The 17176-nt window shown below is 65.1% G+C and carries 14 protein-coding genes and 1 pseudogene; 9 read left to right on the forward strand and 6 right to left on the reverse strand.

What is annotated here, in order from left to right; translation table 11 throughout:
- The first annotated feature begins 176 nt into the window (after positions 1 to 176).
- Complete coding sequence (locus HDG32_RS17335; protein ID WP_184069286.1) at positions 177 to 1145, forward strand: AraC family transcriptional regulator; 969 nt, start codon at positions 177 to 179, stop codon at positions 1143 to 1145.
- Here HDG32_RS17335 and HDG32_RS17340 read toward each other — a convergent pair.
- From HDG32_RS17340 to HDG32_RS17350, 3 genes are read right to left on the reverse strand one after another with little or no spacing between them, the layout of a single operon-like run.
- Positions 1142 to 1948, reverse strand: coding sequence for a molybdopterin-dependent oxidoreductase (locus HDG32_RS17340; RefSeq protein ID WP_184069288.1), 807 nt, complete (start codon positions 1946 to 1948; stop codon positions 1142 to 1144). The genes HDG32_RS17335 and HDG32_RS17340 overlap by 4 nt on opposite strands.
- The gene (locus tag HDG32_RS17345) at positions 1945 to 2595 is read right to left on the reverse strand and encodes a cytochrome b/b6 domain-containing protein (protein WP_184069290.1); all 651 of its coding nucleotides are present in this window, start codon (positions 2593 to 2595) and stop codon (positions 1945 to 1947) included. Before HDG32_RS17345 ends, HDG32_RS17340 begins: the two co-directional genes overlap by 4 nt.
- A 43-nt stretch (positions 2596 to 2638) precedes the next feature.
- Entirely contained in the window at positions 2639 to 3280 is a 642-nt protein-coding gene (locus tag HDG32_RS17350; protein WP_184069292.1) for a hypothetical protein, read from the reverse strand.
- A gap of 232 nt (positions 3281 to 3512) precedes the next feature.
- Between HDG32_RS17350 and HDG32_RS17355 the strand changes: the two genes are divergently transcribed.
- From HDG32_RS17355 to HDG32_RS17365, 3 genes are all read left to right on the forward strand, one after another.
- Positions 3513 to 4184 (forward strand): heavy metal response regulator transcription factor, encoded by a 672-nt coding sequence (locus HDG32_RS17355; RefSeq protein WP_184069293.1) that lies wholly within the window; start codon positions 3513 to 3515, stop codon positions 4182 to 4184.
- Positions 4181 to 5581: a heavy metal sensor histidine kinase gene (locus HDG32_RS17360; protein ID WP_184069295.1), complete on the forward strand. Its 1401-nt coding sequence runs from the start codon at positions 4181 to 4183 to the stop codon at positions 5579 to 5581. Before HDG32_RS17355 ends, HDG32_RS17360 begins: the two co-directional genes overlap by 4 nt.
- A 104-nt stretch (positions 5582 to 5685) precedes the next feature.
- Positions 5686 to 5988, forward strand: coding sequence for a putative quinol monooxygenase (locus HDG32_RS17365; protein WP_184067164.1), 303 nt, complete (start codon positions 5686 to 5688; stop codon positions 5986 to 5988).
- 53 nt (positions 5989 to 6041) lie between these two features.
- Here the strand turns inward: HDG32_RS17365 and HDG32_RS17370 are convergent, their stop codons facing one another.
- Positions 6042 to 7520 (reverse strand): sensor domain-containing diguanylate cyclase, encoded by a 1479-nt coding sequence (locus HDG32_RS17370; protein WP_184069297.1) that lies wholly within the window; start codon positions 7518 to 7520, stop codon positions 6042 to 6044.
- 123 nt (positions 7521 to 7643) lie between these two features.
- On the reverse strand, positions 7644 to 8402 hold the full coding sequence (locus HDG32_RS17375) for a GntR family transcriptional regulator (RefSeq protein WP_184008499.1): 759 nt from the start codon (positions 8400 to 8402) through the stop codon (positions 7644 to 7646).
- 269 nt (positions 8403 to 8671) lie between these two features.
- Here HDG32_RS17375 and HDG32_RS17380 point away from each other — a divergent pair, with 269 nt between their 5' ends.
- The 5 genes and pseudogenes from HDG32_RS17380 to HDG32_RS17400 all read left to right on the forward strand — a co-directional run bounded on the left by HDG32_RS17380 (position 8672) and on the right by HDG32_RS17400 (position 14264).
- Entirely contained in the window at positions 8672 to 9013 is a 342-nt protein-coding gene (locus HDG32_RS17380; protein ID WP_187610244.1) for a UxaA family hydrolase, read from the forward strand.
- Positions 9009 to 9327 (forward strand): annotated as a pseudogene (locus HDG32_RS17385) (Ldh family oxidoreductase); the annotation flags it as partial. The gene HDG32_RS17380 and the pseudogene HDG32_RS17385, both read left to right, overlap by 5 nt.
- A 220-nt stretch (positions 9328 to 9547) precedes the next feature.
- Positions 9548 to 12499: a molybdopterin-dependent oxidoreductase gene (locus HDG32_RS17390; RefSeq protein ID WP_184069299.1), complete on the forward strand. Its 2952-nt coding sequence runs from the start codon at positions 9548 to 9550 to the stop codon at positions 12497 to 12499.
- A gap of 21 nt (positions 12500 to 12520) precedes the next feature.
- Entirely contained in the window at positions 12521 to 13291 is a 771-nt protein-coding gene (locus tag HDG32_RS17395; protein WP_184049921.1) for a 4Fe-4S dicluster domain-containing protein, read from the forward strand.
- A gap of 19 nt (positions 13292 to 13310) precedes the next feature.
- Positions 13311 to 14264 (forward strand): DmsC/YnfH family molybdoenzyme membrane anchor subunit, encoded by a 954-nt coding sequence (locus HDG32_RS17400; protein WP_184069301.1) that lies wholly within the window; start codon positions 13311 to 13313, stop codon positions 14262 to 14264.
- Positions 14265 to 14321: 57 nt separating this feature from the next.
- Here HDG32_RS17400 and HDG32_RS17405 read toward each other — a convergent pair whose 3' ends face one another.
- Complete coding sequence (locus HDG32_RS17405; RefSeq protein WP_184069303.1) at positions 14322 to 16907, reverse strand: adenosylcobalamin-dependent ribonucleoside-diphosphate reductase; 2586 nt, start codon at positions 16905 to 16907, stop codon at positions 14322 to 14324.
- Between the last annotated feature and the right edge of the window lie 269 nt (positions 16908 to 17176).

Below are 17176 nucleotides of genomic sequence, written 5' to 3' on the forward strand. Positions count from 1 at the left end.
GCACGCTGCGCGCGTCGAAAAAGGCGATCCGGCAGGGTTCCCATCTTAGGGACCGGTCGCTGCCCGGGGAATACCTGATCGTCTTGAAGGTTTGCCTAAAACTCTGGAGGGGCAGCGCGACAGGCTGTTTGATGCTAAATTTCAAGCATTATTCTCCTGGCCGTCACCCTATCGTCATGTCCACTCAAGCTGTCGGTTCCATTCCGGAAGACCCCGCGCAACGCCGCTTGCTCGAACTGTTCAACCTGCTCGCGCCGAATGCCGGCATGACGCGCTCGAGCCTCGAAGGCGTCAGCCTGCTGCGCGCGAATCGTCCGATGCCGCGCATGCCGGTCATGTACGAGCCGAGCATCGTGATCGTCTGTCAGGGGCGCAAGCGCGGCTATCTCGGCGATCAGGTGTTCCAGTACGACGCACAGCAGTACCTGGTGCTGTCGGTGCCGTTGCCGTTCGAATGCGAGACCGAGGCAAGCGAACAGGAGCCGTTTCTCGGCATGTCGGTGCGCGTCGATCTGACGATGGTCGCCGAACTGCTGATGGCGCTCAACGAAACCCAGGGCCTCGCGCAATACGAACCGGCCGGCATGTATTCGACGCCGCTCGATGCCGCACTGAGCAGCGCGGTGCAGCGTCTGCTGGAGGCGCTCGCGTCGCCGCTCGACGCGCAAATCCTGGCGCCTGGCATCGTCCGGGAAATCTGTTATCGCGTGTTGACCGGCGAGCAGGGCGGCGCGATTCGCGCGGCGCTCACGCATCAGAATCACTTTGGCCGCATCGCGAAGGCGCTGCGGCGCATTCATGCGGACTACCACGCGTCGCTCGATGTCGATACGCTCGCGGCCGAGGCCGGCATGAGCCTCGCGGTGTTTCATGCGCAATTCAAGGCGGTCACCGCGACCTCGCCGATGCAGTACGTGAAGACCACGCGTCTGCATCACGCGCGTCTGTTGATGGTGCAGGATGGCTTGAATGCGGGCGCGGCCGCCGTGCGGGTCGGTTACGAAAGCGCGTCGCAGTTCAGCCGCGAGTTCAAGCGGCTGTTCGGCCTGAGTCCCGTCGACGAGGTCAAGCGCATGCGCGTCGCTCACGATGCGCCGCCGCCGCGCGCGCAGAAGCCGGTGCCGCGTTATGTGACCGCGGTCTAAAGCCCGCTGAACCAGTTGTAGCCCTGATCTTCCCAGTAGCCGCCCGGGTTCGTGTTGGTCACGAAGATCGCGGCGATGTGCTTCGGGTTCTTGAAGCCGAGCTTGGTCGGCACGCGCAGCTTCAGCGGATAGCCGTATCTGGCCGGCAGCGGCGCGTTGCGGAAATCGAGCGTCAATTGCGTTTGCGGATGCAGCGCGCTCGCCATGTCGAGGCTCGAGTAATAGCGGTCCGCGCATTTGAAACCGACGTAGCGCGCGCTCAGATCGGCACCGATCAGTTCGAGAAACGTGCGAAACGGCACGCCGCTCCATTGTCCGATCGCGCTCCATCCTTCGATGCACACGTGACGCGTGATCTGCGAGACCTGCGGCAACCTGCGCAGCTGCTCGAGACTCCAGCCGCGTTTATCCGCGACGAGCCCCGATACTTCGAGCCGATAGGTCGAGCCGTCGATATCGGGCGCGTCGAACTCGGGATAGAACGCGTTGAACGGAAACGGATCGGTGATATCGCGCGCCGAATAGGTCGGCGCGAGTTTGTTGCGATTGAACAGCCACGCCTGCACGCGGTCGTTCCAGCGCGACATCGACCATAGCACCTTGTCGACGGAATCGTTGTCCTGCAGGTTGCAGCCGGACAGCATCGCGAGCGCGCCGGTCGATAGCGAGGAGCGCAGAAACAAGCGGCGTTGCAACTGCTCGATCCGCGGCCGGTGCTCGGCAAGCACGATGCGTGAGCGGCGCGCGTCTTCTGTATTGGCGTGCGTATCGTTCGCCGTGTCGGTTCGTTGCGGGGCGCTCATGCGCGAGTCCTCTGGGAGGCTTGATCGGTGCGCTGCGCGTTGCGCCGGGCGCGTCCGGTGACCATCGGCGGCAACGTGCGCGGCACCAGCAGCACCAGCAGCAGATGCACGACGACAAAGCCGACCACGCCGGCCATCGCGACGAAATGCACGCGGCGCGCAAAATCGAAGCCGCCGAACAGCGCGGTTAGCCACGACAATTGCACCGGCTTCCAGATCGACAGTCCCGATGCGACCAGCAGCACGCCGAGCAGCAGTACCAGCAGATACAACGCGCGCTGCACGGCGTTGTACTTGCCGGTTTCGTGCGGCAGTCTTAGGCGCAACGCCAGCGCCGCATCGCGCACCAGCTCGCGGGCACGCACCGGCAGCAGCTTGCGACGCAAATGGCCGCTCGCGACGCCATGCGCGAGATACAGCAGGCCGTTCGCGCACAGCAGCCACATCGCCGCGAAGTGCCATGCGATCGAGCCGCCGAGCCATCCGCCGACCGTCGCCCACACGGGGAACCGGAACGGAAAGATCGGCGACGCGTTATAAATCGCCCAGCCGCTCATCACCATGCAGACCATCGCGAACGCGTTGATCCAGTGCGTCACGCGAACGACGAGGGGATGAACGACCAGAAACGCTTGCGAGTCGGGCATTGGCTTCAAAGAGGAGAGGGATGAAGACGAATGACGCGCCGCTTTACATCGGCGGCGTCACGCCATGCTCGCCGGCCGAAATGAAATTCGCCGCCATCGCGCCGTCCGCTTCCTTGTGCGCGAACAGCACGACCTTCGTGCCGGGCGTGAGCAACGCGCGGTTGCCCGGCTCCAGACTGACGATGGGCACGTCCTGCGGAATCACGATCTTCTTCTCGCCATCCTTGTACTTGATGGTAATCGTGCGGCCGTTGCTGACCACGAGCGAGCCGACCGTGCCGTTCGTCATCGTGCTGTTCGCGCCGAGATCCCACGGCCGATGACCTTCGCCCGAACCGCGCATGCTCGGCGGGAATACATGCACTTCGAGCGCCTTCAACGTGCCGTCGGGCTGCGGAATCGCGGCGGTGCCGACGTAGCTGTCCGGCTTGATGTCGCTGACGTTGGCGAGCGTGACGCCGCGAATCGGCGTGTCGGCGGCGAGCTTCACGTCGACGTCCTGACCATCGCGCGTGTGGACTTTGAGCAGATCGCCCGACAGCGACGTCACCGTGCCGCGCACGCCGGTCGGCGCGGCGGTCTGGGCCGAAGCCGCGAACGTCGTCGCGAGCAGCACGGCGGCGAGTGCGGGGACGGCGAGGGCGCGCAGGGTTCGTGCGCGGGCGATCTTCATGCGGGTCTTCATGAGGCAACTCCAGGAAGGGATGCAGCGTGGTGGACGGTGCGTTCAGACTAGCCGTCGCATCGGCTCATCAGAGTGACGGGAGGATGACAAAAACGTCATCAAGGGTCGATGGCGGCCACGTAGAATGGCCGCCGGGAGCGCTGCGGTTGTTCTCGAGCGCTGTCATCAGGCTTTTTTGCGCGTGCGAGCGCGGCCTTTACGGTCGCATCGCGCGAGAGGAGCAGCGAGCATCATGAGCATTCTGGTCATCGAAGACGATCCGAAAACCGGCGACTATCTGAAGAAGGGCCTGCGCGAGAATGGCTACGCGGTCGACCTCGCGCGCACCGGCACGGACGGCCTGCATCTGGCGCTCGAGCATGAATACGACCTGGTCGTTCTCGACGTGATGCTGCCCGGCATCGACGGTTGGGAAATCATGCGGGCGTTGCGTGCGCGGCGCGATCTGCGGGTGATTTTCCTGACCGCGCGCGATCAGGTCAGCGACCGCATTCGCGGTCTCGAACTCGGCGCCGACGACTATCTGGTCAAACCGTTTTCGTTTACCGAGCTGGTGCTGCGCGTTCGCACGCTGTTGCGCCGTGGCGTAATCCGCGAGAGCGACGTGTTCGAAGTCGCCGACCTCAAGCTCGACGTATTGCGCCGCCGGGTCACGCGCGAGGGCGTCGACATTGCGCTGACCAACAAGGAGTTCATGCTGCTGCATCTGCTGGTGCGCCGCGAGGGCGAAGCGCTGTCACGCTCGCAGATCGCGTCGGAAGTGTGGGACATGAACTTCGATAGCGACACCAACGTGGTCGACGTGGCGATCAAGCGCTTGCGCGCAAAGGTCGATCACCCGTTCGAGCGGAAGCTGATTCACACGGTGCGCAGCATCGGCTACACGTTCGGCGACGGCGCATGAAACTCTGGACCGAACGCTCGCTGATCGCGCGCACCACGTTGCTGTTCGCGTTGATCGCCTGCGCGGTGATCGGCTCGCTCGGCGCGTATTTCTATCATTCCGCCGAAGTCTCGCTGCAACGCCGCGCCGACGTCGTGCTGAGCGGCCGTGTCGAGCATTTCAGCCGCATCGTGCACGACCTTTATTCGGTTAGCGAATTAAAAAAGCGCCCGCTGCTGTTCGAGACGATGCTCGGCGCGGAAGAGGACGTGCTGATCTTCCGGCGGCCGGGCGAAGCGCCGTTCGTCGACGTGAATCCGGGCAGGCTCGCGGTGCCTGATCTACCGGTCGGCCCGGCGGGCAATCCGCCGCGTGCCGCCGACATGCGTCAGACGCGCCTGCCCGACGGCGTGCCGGTGCATTGGGCGATTGCGACCGCGACAGCGCGCGAGGATGGCGCCGAAGTCGAGGTGATCGCAGGCCATCCGATGACGCACGAAATGCGCATGCTGGCCGAATACCGCAACCGCATCGTGCTGGCGACGCTGAGCGGCATGCTGGCCGCGACGCTGCTCGCTTACGGCGTGCTGCGCCGCGCGCTGCGACCGGTTCGCGAGATCGCCACGCGGGCCGCGCAAATCAGTCCGACGAACCTGGCGGTCCGGCTCGACGACGAAGCGGCGCCGGTGGAATTGCGTCAACTCACACACGCGTTCAACGCGATGCTCGATCGTCTCGCCGACGGCTATCAACGCCTGCAGCAATTTTCCGCCGATCTCGCGCACGAGATTCGCACGCCGGTCGGCGCGCTGGTCGGCCAAACCCAGGTGGCGCTGGCCCAGCCGCGCGAAGCCGACGAATATCAGCAACTGCTCGAATCGAATCTCGAGGAGTTGAATCGCCTGAGCCATATTGCGGAGAACATCCTGTTTCTCGCGCATGCTGATCATGCGGCGTTGTCGATCGAGCGGCAGCCGGTCGATCTGCATGGCGAGCTCATCAGGATCGCCGACTATTTCGAAGGCCTGGCCGACGAACGCGGGATGCGTTTCGAAGTCGACGCGGCGGGGGTCGCGTCTGCCAATCCGATGCTGTGCCGCCGCGCCATCAACAATCTGGTCGTGAACGCGGTGCGTTACGGCGCGGGCGACACGATCGTGCGCCTGCGCGGCGCGCAGGACGAAGCAGGCGCGCTGGTGACGGTCGAAAACGAGGGCGAGCCGATTCCCGCCGTGCAACTCGACCGGCTGTTCGACCGCTTCTATCGCGGCGACGCGGCGCGCAGCGCGTTCACCGAATCGAACGGACTCGGGCTCGCGATCGTGAAGGCGATCATGCATCTGCATGGCGGCAGTGCGCGCGTGGTGTGTCCGCTGCCAGGCGTCGTGCGCTTCGAGCTGCGCTTTCCGGGTGCGTGACTTGCTAGCGGGGTAGGTCCGGCGCAGCTTCAGCCGACGCCGCCTATACTTTTCAAAGCGCTTTGAAAGGACCGTTCGCTGCCGAACTCACCAGGAGTCGCATCATGGTCAAGCTCGCTTTGTATGTCCGTCTGGAAGCCAAGCCCGGCAAGGAGAAGGAAGTCGAGGCGTTTCTGCTCGGCGGCCTGCCGCTCGTCGAGCAGGAACCGGCCACCGCCGCGTGGTTCGGTCTGAAGCTCGGTCCGTCGACATACGCCATTTTCGATGCGTTCGACGACGAAGCCGGCCGCGACGCGCATCTGAACGGCAAGGTCGCGGCCGCGTTGATGGAGAAGGCGGGCGAGCTGTTCGCGTCGCCACCGAGCATCGTCAAGCTGGATGTGCTCGCGGCCAAGCTGCCGGGCTGAGGTTGAGCGTTGCGTTGGCGTGGTGAACGCCTGACGCCTGACGCCGGCGAGCGTTACTTCGCCGCCGCGTCCGCCCCCGGCTGCGCCTCGTAGTGCGCGCGCTTTTCCTCGTACATCAGCAGGTCGGCGCGCTGCACGCCCGCTTCCAGCCGATCGCCGCGCTGGCAGGTCGCCGCGCCCATCGAGAAGCTCAGCGGCGAGCCCGGATAGAACTGGTTGTTCATCTCGACGAGCTGGCGGATCGCGTCGATCATCGCCGCGCCGCCGCGCTCGTCGGTATCGGGCATCAGGATCGCGAACTCGTCGCCGCCGATGCGGGCCGCGTGGAACGGCGACTCCATCGCCTTCGCGAGCACTTCGCCGGCACGCCGCAGCAGCGCGTCGCCGGCCGCGTGACCGAGCTGATCGTTCACGCGCTTCAGGCCGTTCAGGTCGGCCATGATGATCGTCACGGGCCACGGTCCCTTGCGTTCGAGCCGGTTCAGCTCGTCGACGTAGAACGAGCGGTTGCGCAGCTTGGTCAGCACGTCGTGCTTGCCGAGGAATTCGAGGTAGGCCTCGGCCTTCTTGCGCGCGGTGATGTCGGTCAGCGCGACGAGTACGAGGTCCCAGTCCTGTTCGTGGCCTGGCAGCACCGAGAATTGCAGGTGTACGTGCACCTCGTTGCCGTCGAGTGAATAGTTGAGCACCTCGCGCTGCTGGAACAGCTTGTTGTCCCATAGCTCGATCAACTGCTCGCGGAAATGCGGACGCATGTCGTCGCGGAACACGTCGGCGAGGCGCGCGAGCAGCGTTTTCTTGTCCTTCGCGCCGAACATCCCGAGCGTGTGATGGTTGACGTCGAGCACGTGGATTTCAGCCATGCAGCGTTCGACGAACTCAGGATGGACGTCGGTAAACACGCGGAAATCGTTGATGCCGGCCGCGCGCGCGCCGTCGAGCAGGCATTTGACGGCGCTGAAATCCTCGACCCACAGCGATACCGGCGAATGCTCGAAGAGCCCGCGCGCGTATTCTTCCGCTTGCGCGACGCGGCGCCGCGCGCCTTCGAGCTCGGTGATGTCTTCGGTCGACACCAGCACGCGGTCCCAGCGTTCCTCGTGACCGGGCAGCACCGCGCCTTTCAGCAGTACGTCGAGGCGCCGTCCACCGAGCGTGTAGTTGACCGTGTGGCTCGTGAAGTTCGACTGTCCGGCCCACAGCTGGCACAGCTCTTCGAGGTGCGTTTTCAGCATGTCGTCGCGGAACACCGAGGCGAGATTGCTCGTCAGCGTGTCGAAATCGGCGGCCTCGAATTGCGTGAGCGTCTGGCGATTGACCTTGATCACGCGGATGCGATGAGCGCATTCGGCGACGCGGCGCGGGTCTTCGGCGAAATGGGCGCGCAGATCGGTCACGCCGGCGGCTCGCCAGGCGTCGAACAATGCGCGCACGCCGCTGAAATCTTCGAGCCACAGCGACACGGGCGCGAGTTCGAACATCCCGGAGTCGTCGTTGATGGGCGCGGAGCCGCTCGTGAGGGTATCCAGCATGAGGTTCTTGGGGGCGGAAGTGCGGCTATTCTAGACAGGTTGGCGCCGGCCGAAAATGAAAGACGATTGGCCTGTCGTTTTTGCGCAGATGTGATATGAAGCGCAGGCGGCGACCGAGGTCCGCTATTTCTGATCGTCGCGCGCCGCGCGCGTGCCGATGTACTCGTACTCCTCGGTATTGAGCCGCGAAATGCGCAGTTCGACAGCGCTGCGGTGATACGAGTACGCGATGCGCCGGATCTCGAGCAGCGGCGCGCCGACTTCGACGCCTAGTTGTGTGCTTTCGAGCTCATTGGCGAGCGCAACGCTCACATGCTCATCGGTCTCGACCACGTTGATGCCGAAACCGTCCTGATAGAAGTTGTACAGCGTGTTCGGCCGGTTGCGCAGCTTGCTTTCCGTCAAGCCGGGAAACAGCGCTTCGGGCACGGTGATATGTTCGATCAGCACGGTCTTGCCGTGCAGCGCGAGCCCGTTGACGAACTGCAGAACGCGCGCGCCGGTGTCGATGCCGAGCGCGGCGGCCGCCTCGCGCGAGGCACGCGCCTTCCTGAACCCGATCAGCGTGACGACCGGGTAGGCCTTGTCGCCGTCGCGCCGCACGATGCGAAAGAAGCGGAAGAAGTGCCGGTCGCGCTGATGCATCGCCACGAACGTGCCGAGCCCCTGATGACGGATCAGAATGTTCTCGGCGCACAGTTCGTCGATGGCTTTGCGCAGCGTGCCGATCGACACGCCGAAGCGTTCGGCGAGGCGCTTTTCCGAAGGAATGCATTCGCCGCCTTTCCATTCGCCGGCCGCGAGCGCCGCGAGAATCGCGCTCTTGACCTCCTTGTACCGTGTGCCTCCCACTGCGGGCGCATTGATCGCGAGCGTGCTCATGAAAACCTCTGGGATACGCGAGTCGTGCCGCTCGCCGGGGTTGAACCTGCCCTGATTCTAAACGACCAGATCATCTAATCCATCTGGATGAATCGTATGTTGTCGGTGAATCGCGACAACGGCCCGATTCTCGCTCAGTCGTCTAACACATATATATGACATAGTTGACATTGGATAAGTCGCCGCCTAATATCGATTCACCGCGGCGCACCTGGCTGCGCTGCCCCGGCGGCACCCTCACCGCATTCAAACAACGAATGGAGACGCTCGTGAGCAATCCCACGGCAGACATCAACGACACCGCAGCGGGCGCGTCGGCGCCGCGCAGAACGATCCACATCGTGCTGCACGAGGCGAAAGACACAGTCGGCGTGGCGGTGGTCGAGGGCATCAAGGCGGGCACGCTGCTCAACGCATGGATCATGGACGACGACGAAATCGTCACCGTGCCGGCGAAGCAGGACATTCCGATCGGTCACAAGATCGCCCTGAAGGACATGGCCGTTGGCGACACGGTGTTCAAGTACGGCGTCGACATCGGCAAGGTGGTCGCGCCGATCAAGGCCGGCGAGCACGCCCACGTGCACAACATCAAGACGAAGCGCTGGTAGGCAGAGCAGCGCCGCGCGCGCCGCGCTCGACGGCATGATGCTGCCGTTCGGCGGCGCGAAAGGCGCGATGCTGGCGCTGGTGGTCGAGCTGCTGGCCGCCGCGCTGAGCGGCGCGAACTTCGGCTGCGAAGCGGGCTCGTTCCTGACCGAGGAGGGCGAGCGCTCGCGCATCGGCCACTTGTTCTGGGATGATGCTGATGGATGACGACGTGCGCCTGCCCGGTTATCGCCGGGAGCAGCTTGCGCAGGCGGTAGACGAGGAGGGCGTCGAAATTCCGGATGCGCTGATCGCGCAACTGGAGGGCCGCGCTTAAACGAGCGTCCCAGCGCACCCGACCGATCTCACCCGACTGGACACGCCGTCGAAAAAAGCGGATAGCTGAAAGCGAAACCGAAACTATCGGTGCGCCGGATAGTTTTGCTCGCAAATCGCGATTTCCCTTGTGAGGCAGGTGCGAATACGATGGTCGATATCGTATGAGCAGCGCGTATGACGCGCGCTTCGGCCCACCAGAAGCAACGACGGAGATGGCCATGGAGCACCACGCCCGCACGCAGAACGAACGGCTCGATGTCAAGACCACCACCTGCTACATGTGCGCGTGCCGCTGCGGCATCCGCGTGCATCTGCGCGACGGCGAGGTGCGCTATATCGACGGCAATCCGGAGCATCCGCTCAATCAGGGCGTCATCTGCGCGAAGGGTGCCTCCGGCATCATGAAGCAGTACTCGCCCGCGCGCCTTACGCAGCCTTTGATGCGCAAGGCCGGCGCGCAGCGCGGCAGCGCGCAGTTCGAGCCGGTCTCGTGGGACACCGCGTTCGACGTGCTCGAAAAGCGTCTCGCCGCGATTCGCTCGAGCGATCCGAAGAAGTTCGCGCTGTTCACGGGCCGCGACCAGATGCAGGCGCTGACCGGCCTGTTCGCCAAACAGTTCGGTACGCCGAACTATGCGGCGCACGGCGGCTTTTGCTCGTCGAACATGGCGGCCGGCATGATCTATACGATCGGCGGTTCGTTCTGGGAATTCGGCGGACCGGATCTCGACAGCGCGAAGCTGTTCTTCATGATCGGCACCGCGGAAGATCATCATTCGAATCCGCTGAAGATCGCGATTGCGAAGTTCAAGCGCGCGGGTGGCCGCTTCATCGCGATCAATCCGATCCGCACCGGCTATGCGGCGATCGCGGACGAATGGGTGCCGATCAAGCCCGGCACCGACGGCGCGCTGTTCATGGCGTTCCTGCACGAACTGATCGCCGCCGACGCGTGGGATCACGAGTTCGTGCAGCGCTACACGAACGCGGCGGAGCTGATCGATCTCGACGAAGCGAGCGAAAACTTCGGTTTGTTCGTGCGCGATCCCGAACGGGCCGAAGGCAATCCGCTGTTTCCGCAGAATCATCTGTGGTGGGACCCGGCCACCCAGCGCGCGGTGCCGCATCATGCGAGCGGCGTGAGGCCCGCGCTCGACGGCCGTTACACGCTCGACAACGGCAAGCCGGTAACGCCGTCGTTTGCATTGCTGCGCGAGCGCGTCGCCGAGTGCACGCCCGAATGGGCGGCGGCGATCACCGGCATCGCGGCCGAGACGATCCGGCGGCTCGCCGGCGAGATGATCGAGGCGGGCCGCCGGCACCGCATCACGCTGCCGATCCGCTGGACCGACGCGTGGGGCGAAACGCACGAGACGGTCACGGGCAACCCGGTCGCTTTTCATGCGATGCGCGGGCTCGCCGCGCATTCGAACGGCTTTCAGTCGATCCGCGCGCTCGCCGTGCTGATGTCGCTGCTGGGCACGATCGACCGGCCCGGCGGCTTTCGTCACAAGTCGCCGTTCCCGCGCGCGGTGCCGCCATCGGCGAAACCACCGAACGACCCCGCCGCGGTGAAGCCCGATACACCGCTTGCGACGGGTCCGCTAGGCTGGCCCGCCGCACCCGAGGATCTGTTCATCGACGAACACGGCGGCCCGGTGCGCATCGACCGGGCGTTCTCGTGGGAATATCCGCTCGCGGTGCACGGCGTCATGCACAGCGTGATCACCAACGCGTGGCGCGGCGATCCGTATCCCATCGACACGCTGATGATTTTCATGGCCAACATGGCGTGGAATTCGTCGATGAACACGATGAAGGTGCGCGAGATGCTCGCCGACAAACACGCCAACGGCGACTACAAGATTCCGTTTCTCGTCGTGTGCGACGCGTTCCAGTCGGAGATGACCGCGTTCGCCGATCTGATCCTGCCGGACACGACTTACCTCGAACGTTACGACGCGATGTCGATGCTCGACCGGCCGATCTCCGAGTTCGACGGCCCCGTCGATTCGGTGCGTGTACCGGTCGTGCCGCCGACCGGCGAATGCAAGCCGTTCCAGGAAGTGCTGATCGAACTGGCGTCGCGCCTGAGGTTTCCGGCGTTCACCAATGCGGATGGCGGGCGGCGCTTTCGCGACTATCCGGACTTCATCGTCAATCACACCACGTCGCCCGGTTCCGGGGTCGGCTTTCTGATCGGCTGGCGCGGCAAGGATGGCGACAAGGCGCTCGTCGGCGAGCCGAATCCGAATCAATGGGAGCAGTACGCGAAGAACAACTGCGTATTCCATTACCGCTTGCCCGAGACCTTGCAGTACATGCGCAACTGCAACGGACCGTATCTCGACTGGGCGGTCAAAAACGGTTTCCGCAAATTCAGCGAACCGATTCTGATCCAGCTTTACTCGGACGTGATGCAGAAGTTCAGGCTCGCCGCGCAAGGACGCACGAGCGGCCGGCAGCCGCCCGACCATCTGCGCGCGCGCGTCGACAGGTACTTCGATCCGCTGCCGTTCTGGTACGCACCGCTCGAAAGCGCGGCGACGGATCTCGCGCGATTCCCGCTCGCCGCGGTCACCCAGCGGCCGATGGCGATGTATCACTCGTGGGATTCGCAGAACGCGTGGCTGCGGCAGATTCATGGGGAAAATTACCTTTATGTGAATCCGAAAACGGCGAGCGCGAACGGCATCGCCGACGGCAGCTGGATCTACGTCGAATCGCAATGGGGCCGCGTGCGCTGTATGGCGCGCTACAGCGAGACCGTCGAACCGGGCACCGTATGGACGTGGAACGCGATCGGCAAAGCGGCGGGCGCATGGAATCTCGGTCCGGACGCGAACGAATCGCAGCGCGGCTTCCTGCTCAATCACCTGATCACCGACGAGCTGCCGGGCTGCGACGAGGCACCCGCGCGCATGTCGAACTCCGATCCGGTGACGGGCCAGGCCGCCTGGTACGACGTGCGCGTGCGCATCTATCCGGCCGAAGCCGACGCGCGGCACACGCTGCCGCAGTTCGAGGCGATGCCCGAATTACCCGGCGCGGTTGCACAGAAGAGTGTGGTGTCGCGCATCGTCCAGACCTATTTCGCGGGACGCGGAGAATTCGCGGCTCGCCTGCGCGGGACGTTGCGCCGCGCCGAAACTAACGGCGACGACCGCTAAAGCCACGGCAAGGAGCTTGCAATGACCCAGATGGCGCTGGTAATCGATCTGAACGTATGCGTGGGATGCCAGGCGTGCGTGACGAGCTGCAAGGAATGGAACACGTCAGGCGAATCGGGCAGCCTCGCCGATTTCAATCCTTACGACGCGGACCCGTCCGGCACGTTCTTCAACCGCGTGCAGAGTTTCGAAGCGGGCAGCTTCCCCGACACGGAGATGATCCATTTCCCGAAGTCGTGCCTGCATTGCGAGGACCCGCCGTGTGTGCCGGTGTGTCCCACGGGCGCGAGCTACAAGCGCAAGGAAGACGGTCTCGTGCTGGTCGATTTCGATCGCTGCATCGGCTGCAAGTATTGCGCCTGGGCGTGCCCGTACGGCGCGCGCGAACTCGACGAAGCGCGCAAGGAGATGACCAAGTGCACGCTGTGCGTCGATCGCATTCATGACGAGCATCTGTCCGAGCGCGATCGCAAGCCGGCCTGCGTGCTCGCCTGTCCGACATCCGCGCGGCTGTTCGGCGATATCCACGATCCGGAGTCGGTAGTGTCGCAAGCGATCCGCGAGCGCGGCGGCTATCAGTTGATGCCGGAGTGGGGCACGCGCCCCGCGAATCACTATTTGCCGCGCGTGCCGATCGCGTCGGCGAGTTGCGGCGGCGACGGGTGCTCGTGCAAATCGTCAGGAACGACCACCGGCGATGCCACGCACACGTCGGGCTCGCCCGACTCGCAGCTCGAGGGGCAGCTCGCGCATGGCGAAGTGCATCTCGCGTCGATCGCGAAGCGCATTTGAACGACAACGAGGCCACACGATGAATCCGGCTTTTTCCGTAGTCTTCCTGACCACGCTGAGCGGCGCGGCGCAGGGGCTGTTGATCGCGCTCGTCGGCGTCGAGAGTGCGGCGTGCCTGGGCGTCGTTGCGCAACCCGCCGCCACCGCGTTCTACGTGAGCGGCGCGGCGCTCGCGGTGCTGCTGGGCGGTCTTGGTCTGATCGCGTCGTTCTTCCATCTGGGCCATCCGGAACGTGCGTGGCGCGCGATCGCGATGTGGCGCACCTCGTGGCTGTCGCGCGAATGCCTGTGCCTGCCGGCGTTTCTGGCGTGCGCGTGCCTGTACGGCGTCGCGCACTGGCTCGGCTCGCCGTGGTCGCTCGCGCTCGGCTGGCTCGGTGTGCTCGCGAGCGCCGCGCTGTTCGTCTGCACCGCGATGATCTATGCGTGCCTGCGCTTTCTGCAGGAGTGGGCGACGCCGCTGACGCTGGTGAACTTCGTGCTGCTCGGCTGCGCATCGGGCTTGACGCTCGCGACCGCACTGAGCGCATGGTTCGCGCCCGCGCTGACGGCGGGACTGGCGGTCTGCGCGTGCCTGCTGACGCTCGCCGGTTGCGCGAGCCGCTACGCGTCGCTCATGCGCAATGCGCGCTTGCGGCCGAAATCGACGGTGCAGAGCGCGACGGGCATCCGCAATCCGAAGCTCGTGCAGGTGTCACGAGGCTTCACCGCCGGTGCGTTCAATTTGCGCGAGTTCTTTCACGGCAAATCGGCGCGGACGTTGCGTGGCGTCAAATGGGGCTTTCTCGTGGGTGCGTTCGTCGTGCCGGTCGTGTTGATCGTGCTGGGCTCGGGGCTGCGTTCGCCTGGCGGGTCGTTCGGCTTGCTGGCCGCGGCTTGTCTCGTGCAGTATGCGGGGCTCGTGGCGGAGCGCTGGTTTTTCTTCGCGGAGGCGAAGCATCCGCAGAATCTTTACTACGCGAGGGTGGGGTGAGGCATAGCCTTCAATGAGCGCGTTCGGCCTGGGTGCCAGCGCGCTCCTCGCCTCACACTACCCGCACGCCCCCACCTCCCCACACGCGGTACAAAAATCGCAGCCGTCCTTGCGAATCACCGCATTCGCGCCACACGAAGCGCATTTGCGTCCGAGCATCGTGTGCAGTCCTTGCGTGCCGTTCGGCTGCAGCAAGGTGTCGGCGCTATCCGCTGGATTCGGACGGATGCCGAAATCGGCGGACAGCGCCATGTCGGTTTTCATGTGCCCGCGCGGCAAACGCGCGAGCATCCGCGACGCGACCTGATTGCCCTCGGCGTCGAGAAAGCCGCGTCGATACAGGATTTGCTGGATCGCGAACGCGAGCGCCGCCACTTCGGAATCGTGCCAGCGCGGCGCGCGATGACCGTCGAGACGCTGCACGTCGCCGAGCCGCACCTGTCCGCGATCCCATGACACCTTGCGCATATCCTGCAGATTGCGCGCAACGAAGCCGCCGCGCGCGGCCAGCGACAGTGAACGCATCGTCGCGGTGATCCACTGCTGCGACTCGTCGCGCTGACCGGTCGGAATGAAGAACTCGATCGGCCGCTCGATCGTCACGTCCTCGCCGCCGAGTCGCCCCGTCACCTCGATGAAGGACGCCGCGACATACAGCGACTTCTTGCCCGCCTGGGTCAGATACTCGACCTTCTCGATGATCGCCGGCAACTCGCCTCTGGGCCGATGATCGATCGCGATACGCAGCGGGTCCTGGTCCATCTCGGCGAGCGTGTCGTCGGCCTGCGCGGGCGTCACGCTCAGCACCGCGCCGAGCGTGTCGTTGGGGCGATAGGTGGCAAGGCCCTTCAGCCCGCTTTTCCATGCATCGAAGTAGAGGCTTTCGAACGCGTCGAACGGATAGTCGGCTGGCACGTTGACGGTCTTCGAGATCGACGTGTCGACGTATGGCTGGACGGCCGCCATCATGTCGAGATGGTCGCGCGCCGACATCTGCAGCGCGCTGACGAAATAGTCGGGTAGCCGGCTCACGTCGCCGCCGAGCTCGCGATAGAGCCGGTACGCGTAGTCCTCGACGTCGAACGATTCGCGACCGCCGTCGGCCATCACTTTCATGCGCGTATAAGTCCACGAGAACGCCGGCTCGATGCCGTTCGACGCGTTGTCGGCGAACGCGAGGCTCACGGTGCCGGTCGGCGCGATCGACAGCAGGTGGCTGTTGCGAATGCCGTCGCGGCGGATCGCCTGCTGAATGTCATCGGGCAGGCGCGACGCGAACGTGCCGGCTTCCAGATAGCGCGCGGCGTCGAACAGCTCGAACGCGCCGCGCTCCTTAGCGAGTTCGACCGATGCGCGATACGCCTCGTCACGCATCAGCCGCGCGATGCGCACCGCGAAATCGCGGCCTTCCTGCGAGTTGTAGCGCAGGCCCATCATCACGAGCGTATCGCCGAGGCCGGTGAAGCCGACGCCGATGCGCCGCTTCGCGCGCGATTCGTCGTATTGCTGCGGCAGCGGCCACAGCGTGACGTCGAGCACGTCGTCGAGAAAACGCACCTGCGTGCGGGTGCGCCGCGCGAGGCCCTCCCAGTCGAACGACGGCTGGCGCTCCTGCAACTGCGCAAACGGATCGACGACGAAGCGCGTCAGATTGAGCGGTCCCAGGTTGCAGCAGCCGTACGCGGGCAGCGGCTGCTCGCCGCACGGATTGGTCGCGCGGATCGTTTCGATGGCGCGCAGATTGTTGTCCTCGTTCATCCGCGAGATGAACACGATGCCGGGCTCGGCGACGTCGTACGTCGAGCGCATGATGCGGTCCCAGATCGCGCGCGCCGGGTGTTCGCTGTAGACCCACAGGCCGTCTTCGCGCTGCCGCACGTCGCCGGCCGCGCGCAGCGCCGGCGACGGCTCGGCGCGATGGACCAGTTGCCACGGCTCGTCGTTTTCGACCGCGCGCATGAACTCGTCGGTGACGCTGACCGACACGTTGAAGTTGTTCCAGCGTCCCGTCGAATGCTTGGCCTCGATGAATTCGAGCAGGTCAGGGTGGTTGCAGTCGAGCACCGCCATCTGCGCGCCGCGCCGCGAGCCCGCGCTTTCGACGGTACGGCACGACGCGTCGAACACGTCCATGTAGCTGCACGGACCCGAGGCGGCCGAACTCGTGGTGTGAACGCGTGCGCCCTTCGGCCGGATCGCGGAGAAGTTATAGCCGACGCCGCCGCCGCGCCGCATCGTTTCGGCCGCCTGCAGCAGGGCCACGTAGATGCCGGGCAAGCCCTGTTCATCGACGCCCTGGATCGAATCGCCAACCGGCTGCACGAAGCAGTTGATCAGCGTCGCGGCGATGCCGCTGCCCGCCGCGCTCATGATGCGGCCCGCGCCGAGCGCGCCGTGGCGCATGTTGTCGACGAACTGTTCCTCGACCGACGCGCGCAACTCGGGCGGCTCGGCCTCGGCGACGCCGCGCGCGACGCGGCGATATACATCGTCGGCCGATTGCTCGTCGCCTTTCGCATACTTTTCGAGCAGCACGTCGAGAGAGAACTGCTGCGGCGGGATCAGCAAAGCGGGAGGAGCGGAGGAGGCGGGAGGCGTGGAAGCGGCGTTGGCCGCGCGGGTTTGCGGCGTGTCTTCTGCCATGATCGGCCCTCAAACGGCGTCGCGGCGGGCGCGGCGCGGTGGTGGAAGGCGCGCGGCCGCCACCGGATAGCGAGCCGGCGGTCGGGCGGGCGCAACGAGTCCACCTTAACGCACGAGGCGCGGGGCGGCAACCGGCAGCGGGGCCGGCGCGGCGCCGCATCTTGCGATGCCGCGGCCGCCGGGCACGCGCTCGCTAAGGGCACGTGGGCAGTAGGGAGATCGCCCCCGGAACACAACGAATTGAAACCCGCGCTTGGTGCGCGGGACTC

The organism is Paraburkholderia sp. CI2 (assembly GCF_014201055.1).
Taxonomy (GTDB): domain Bacteria; phylum Pseudomonadota; class Gammaproteobacteria; order Burkholderiales; family Burkholderiaceae; genus Paraburkholderia; species Paraburkholderia tuberum.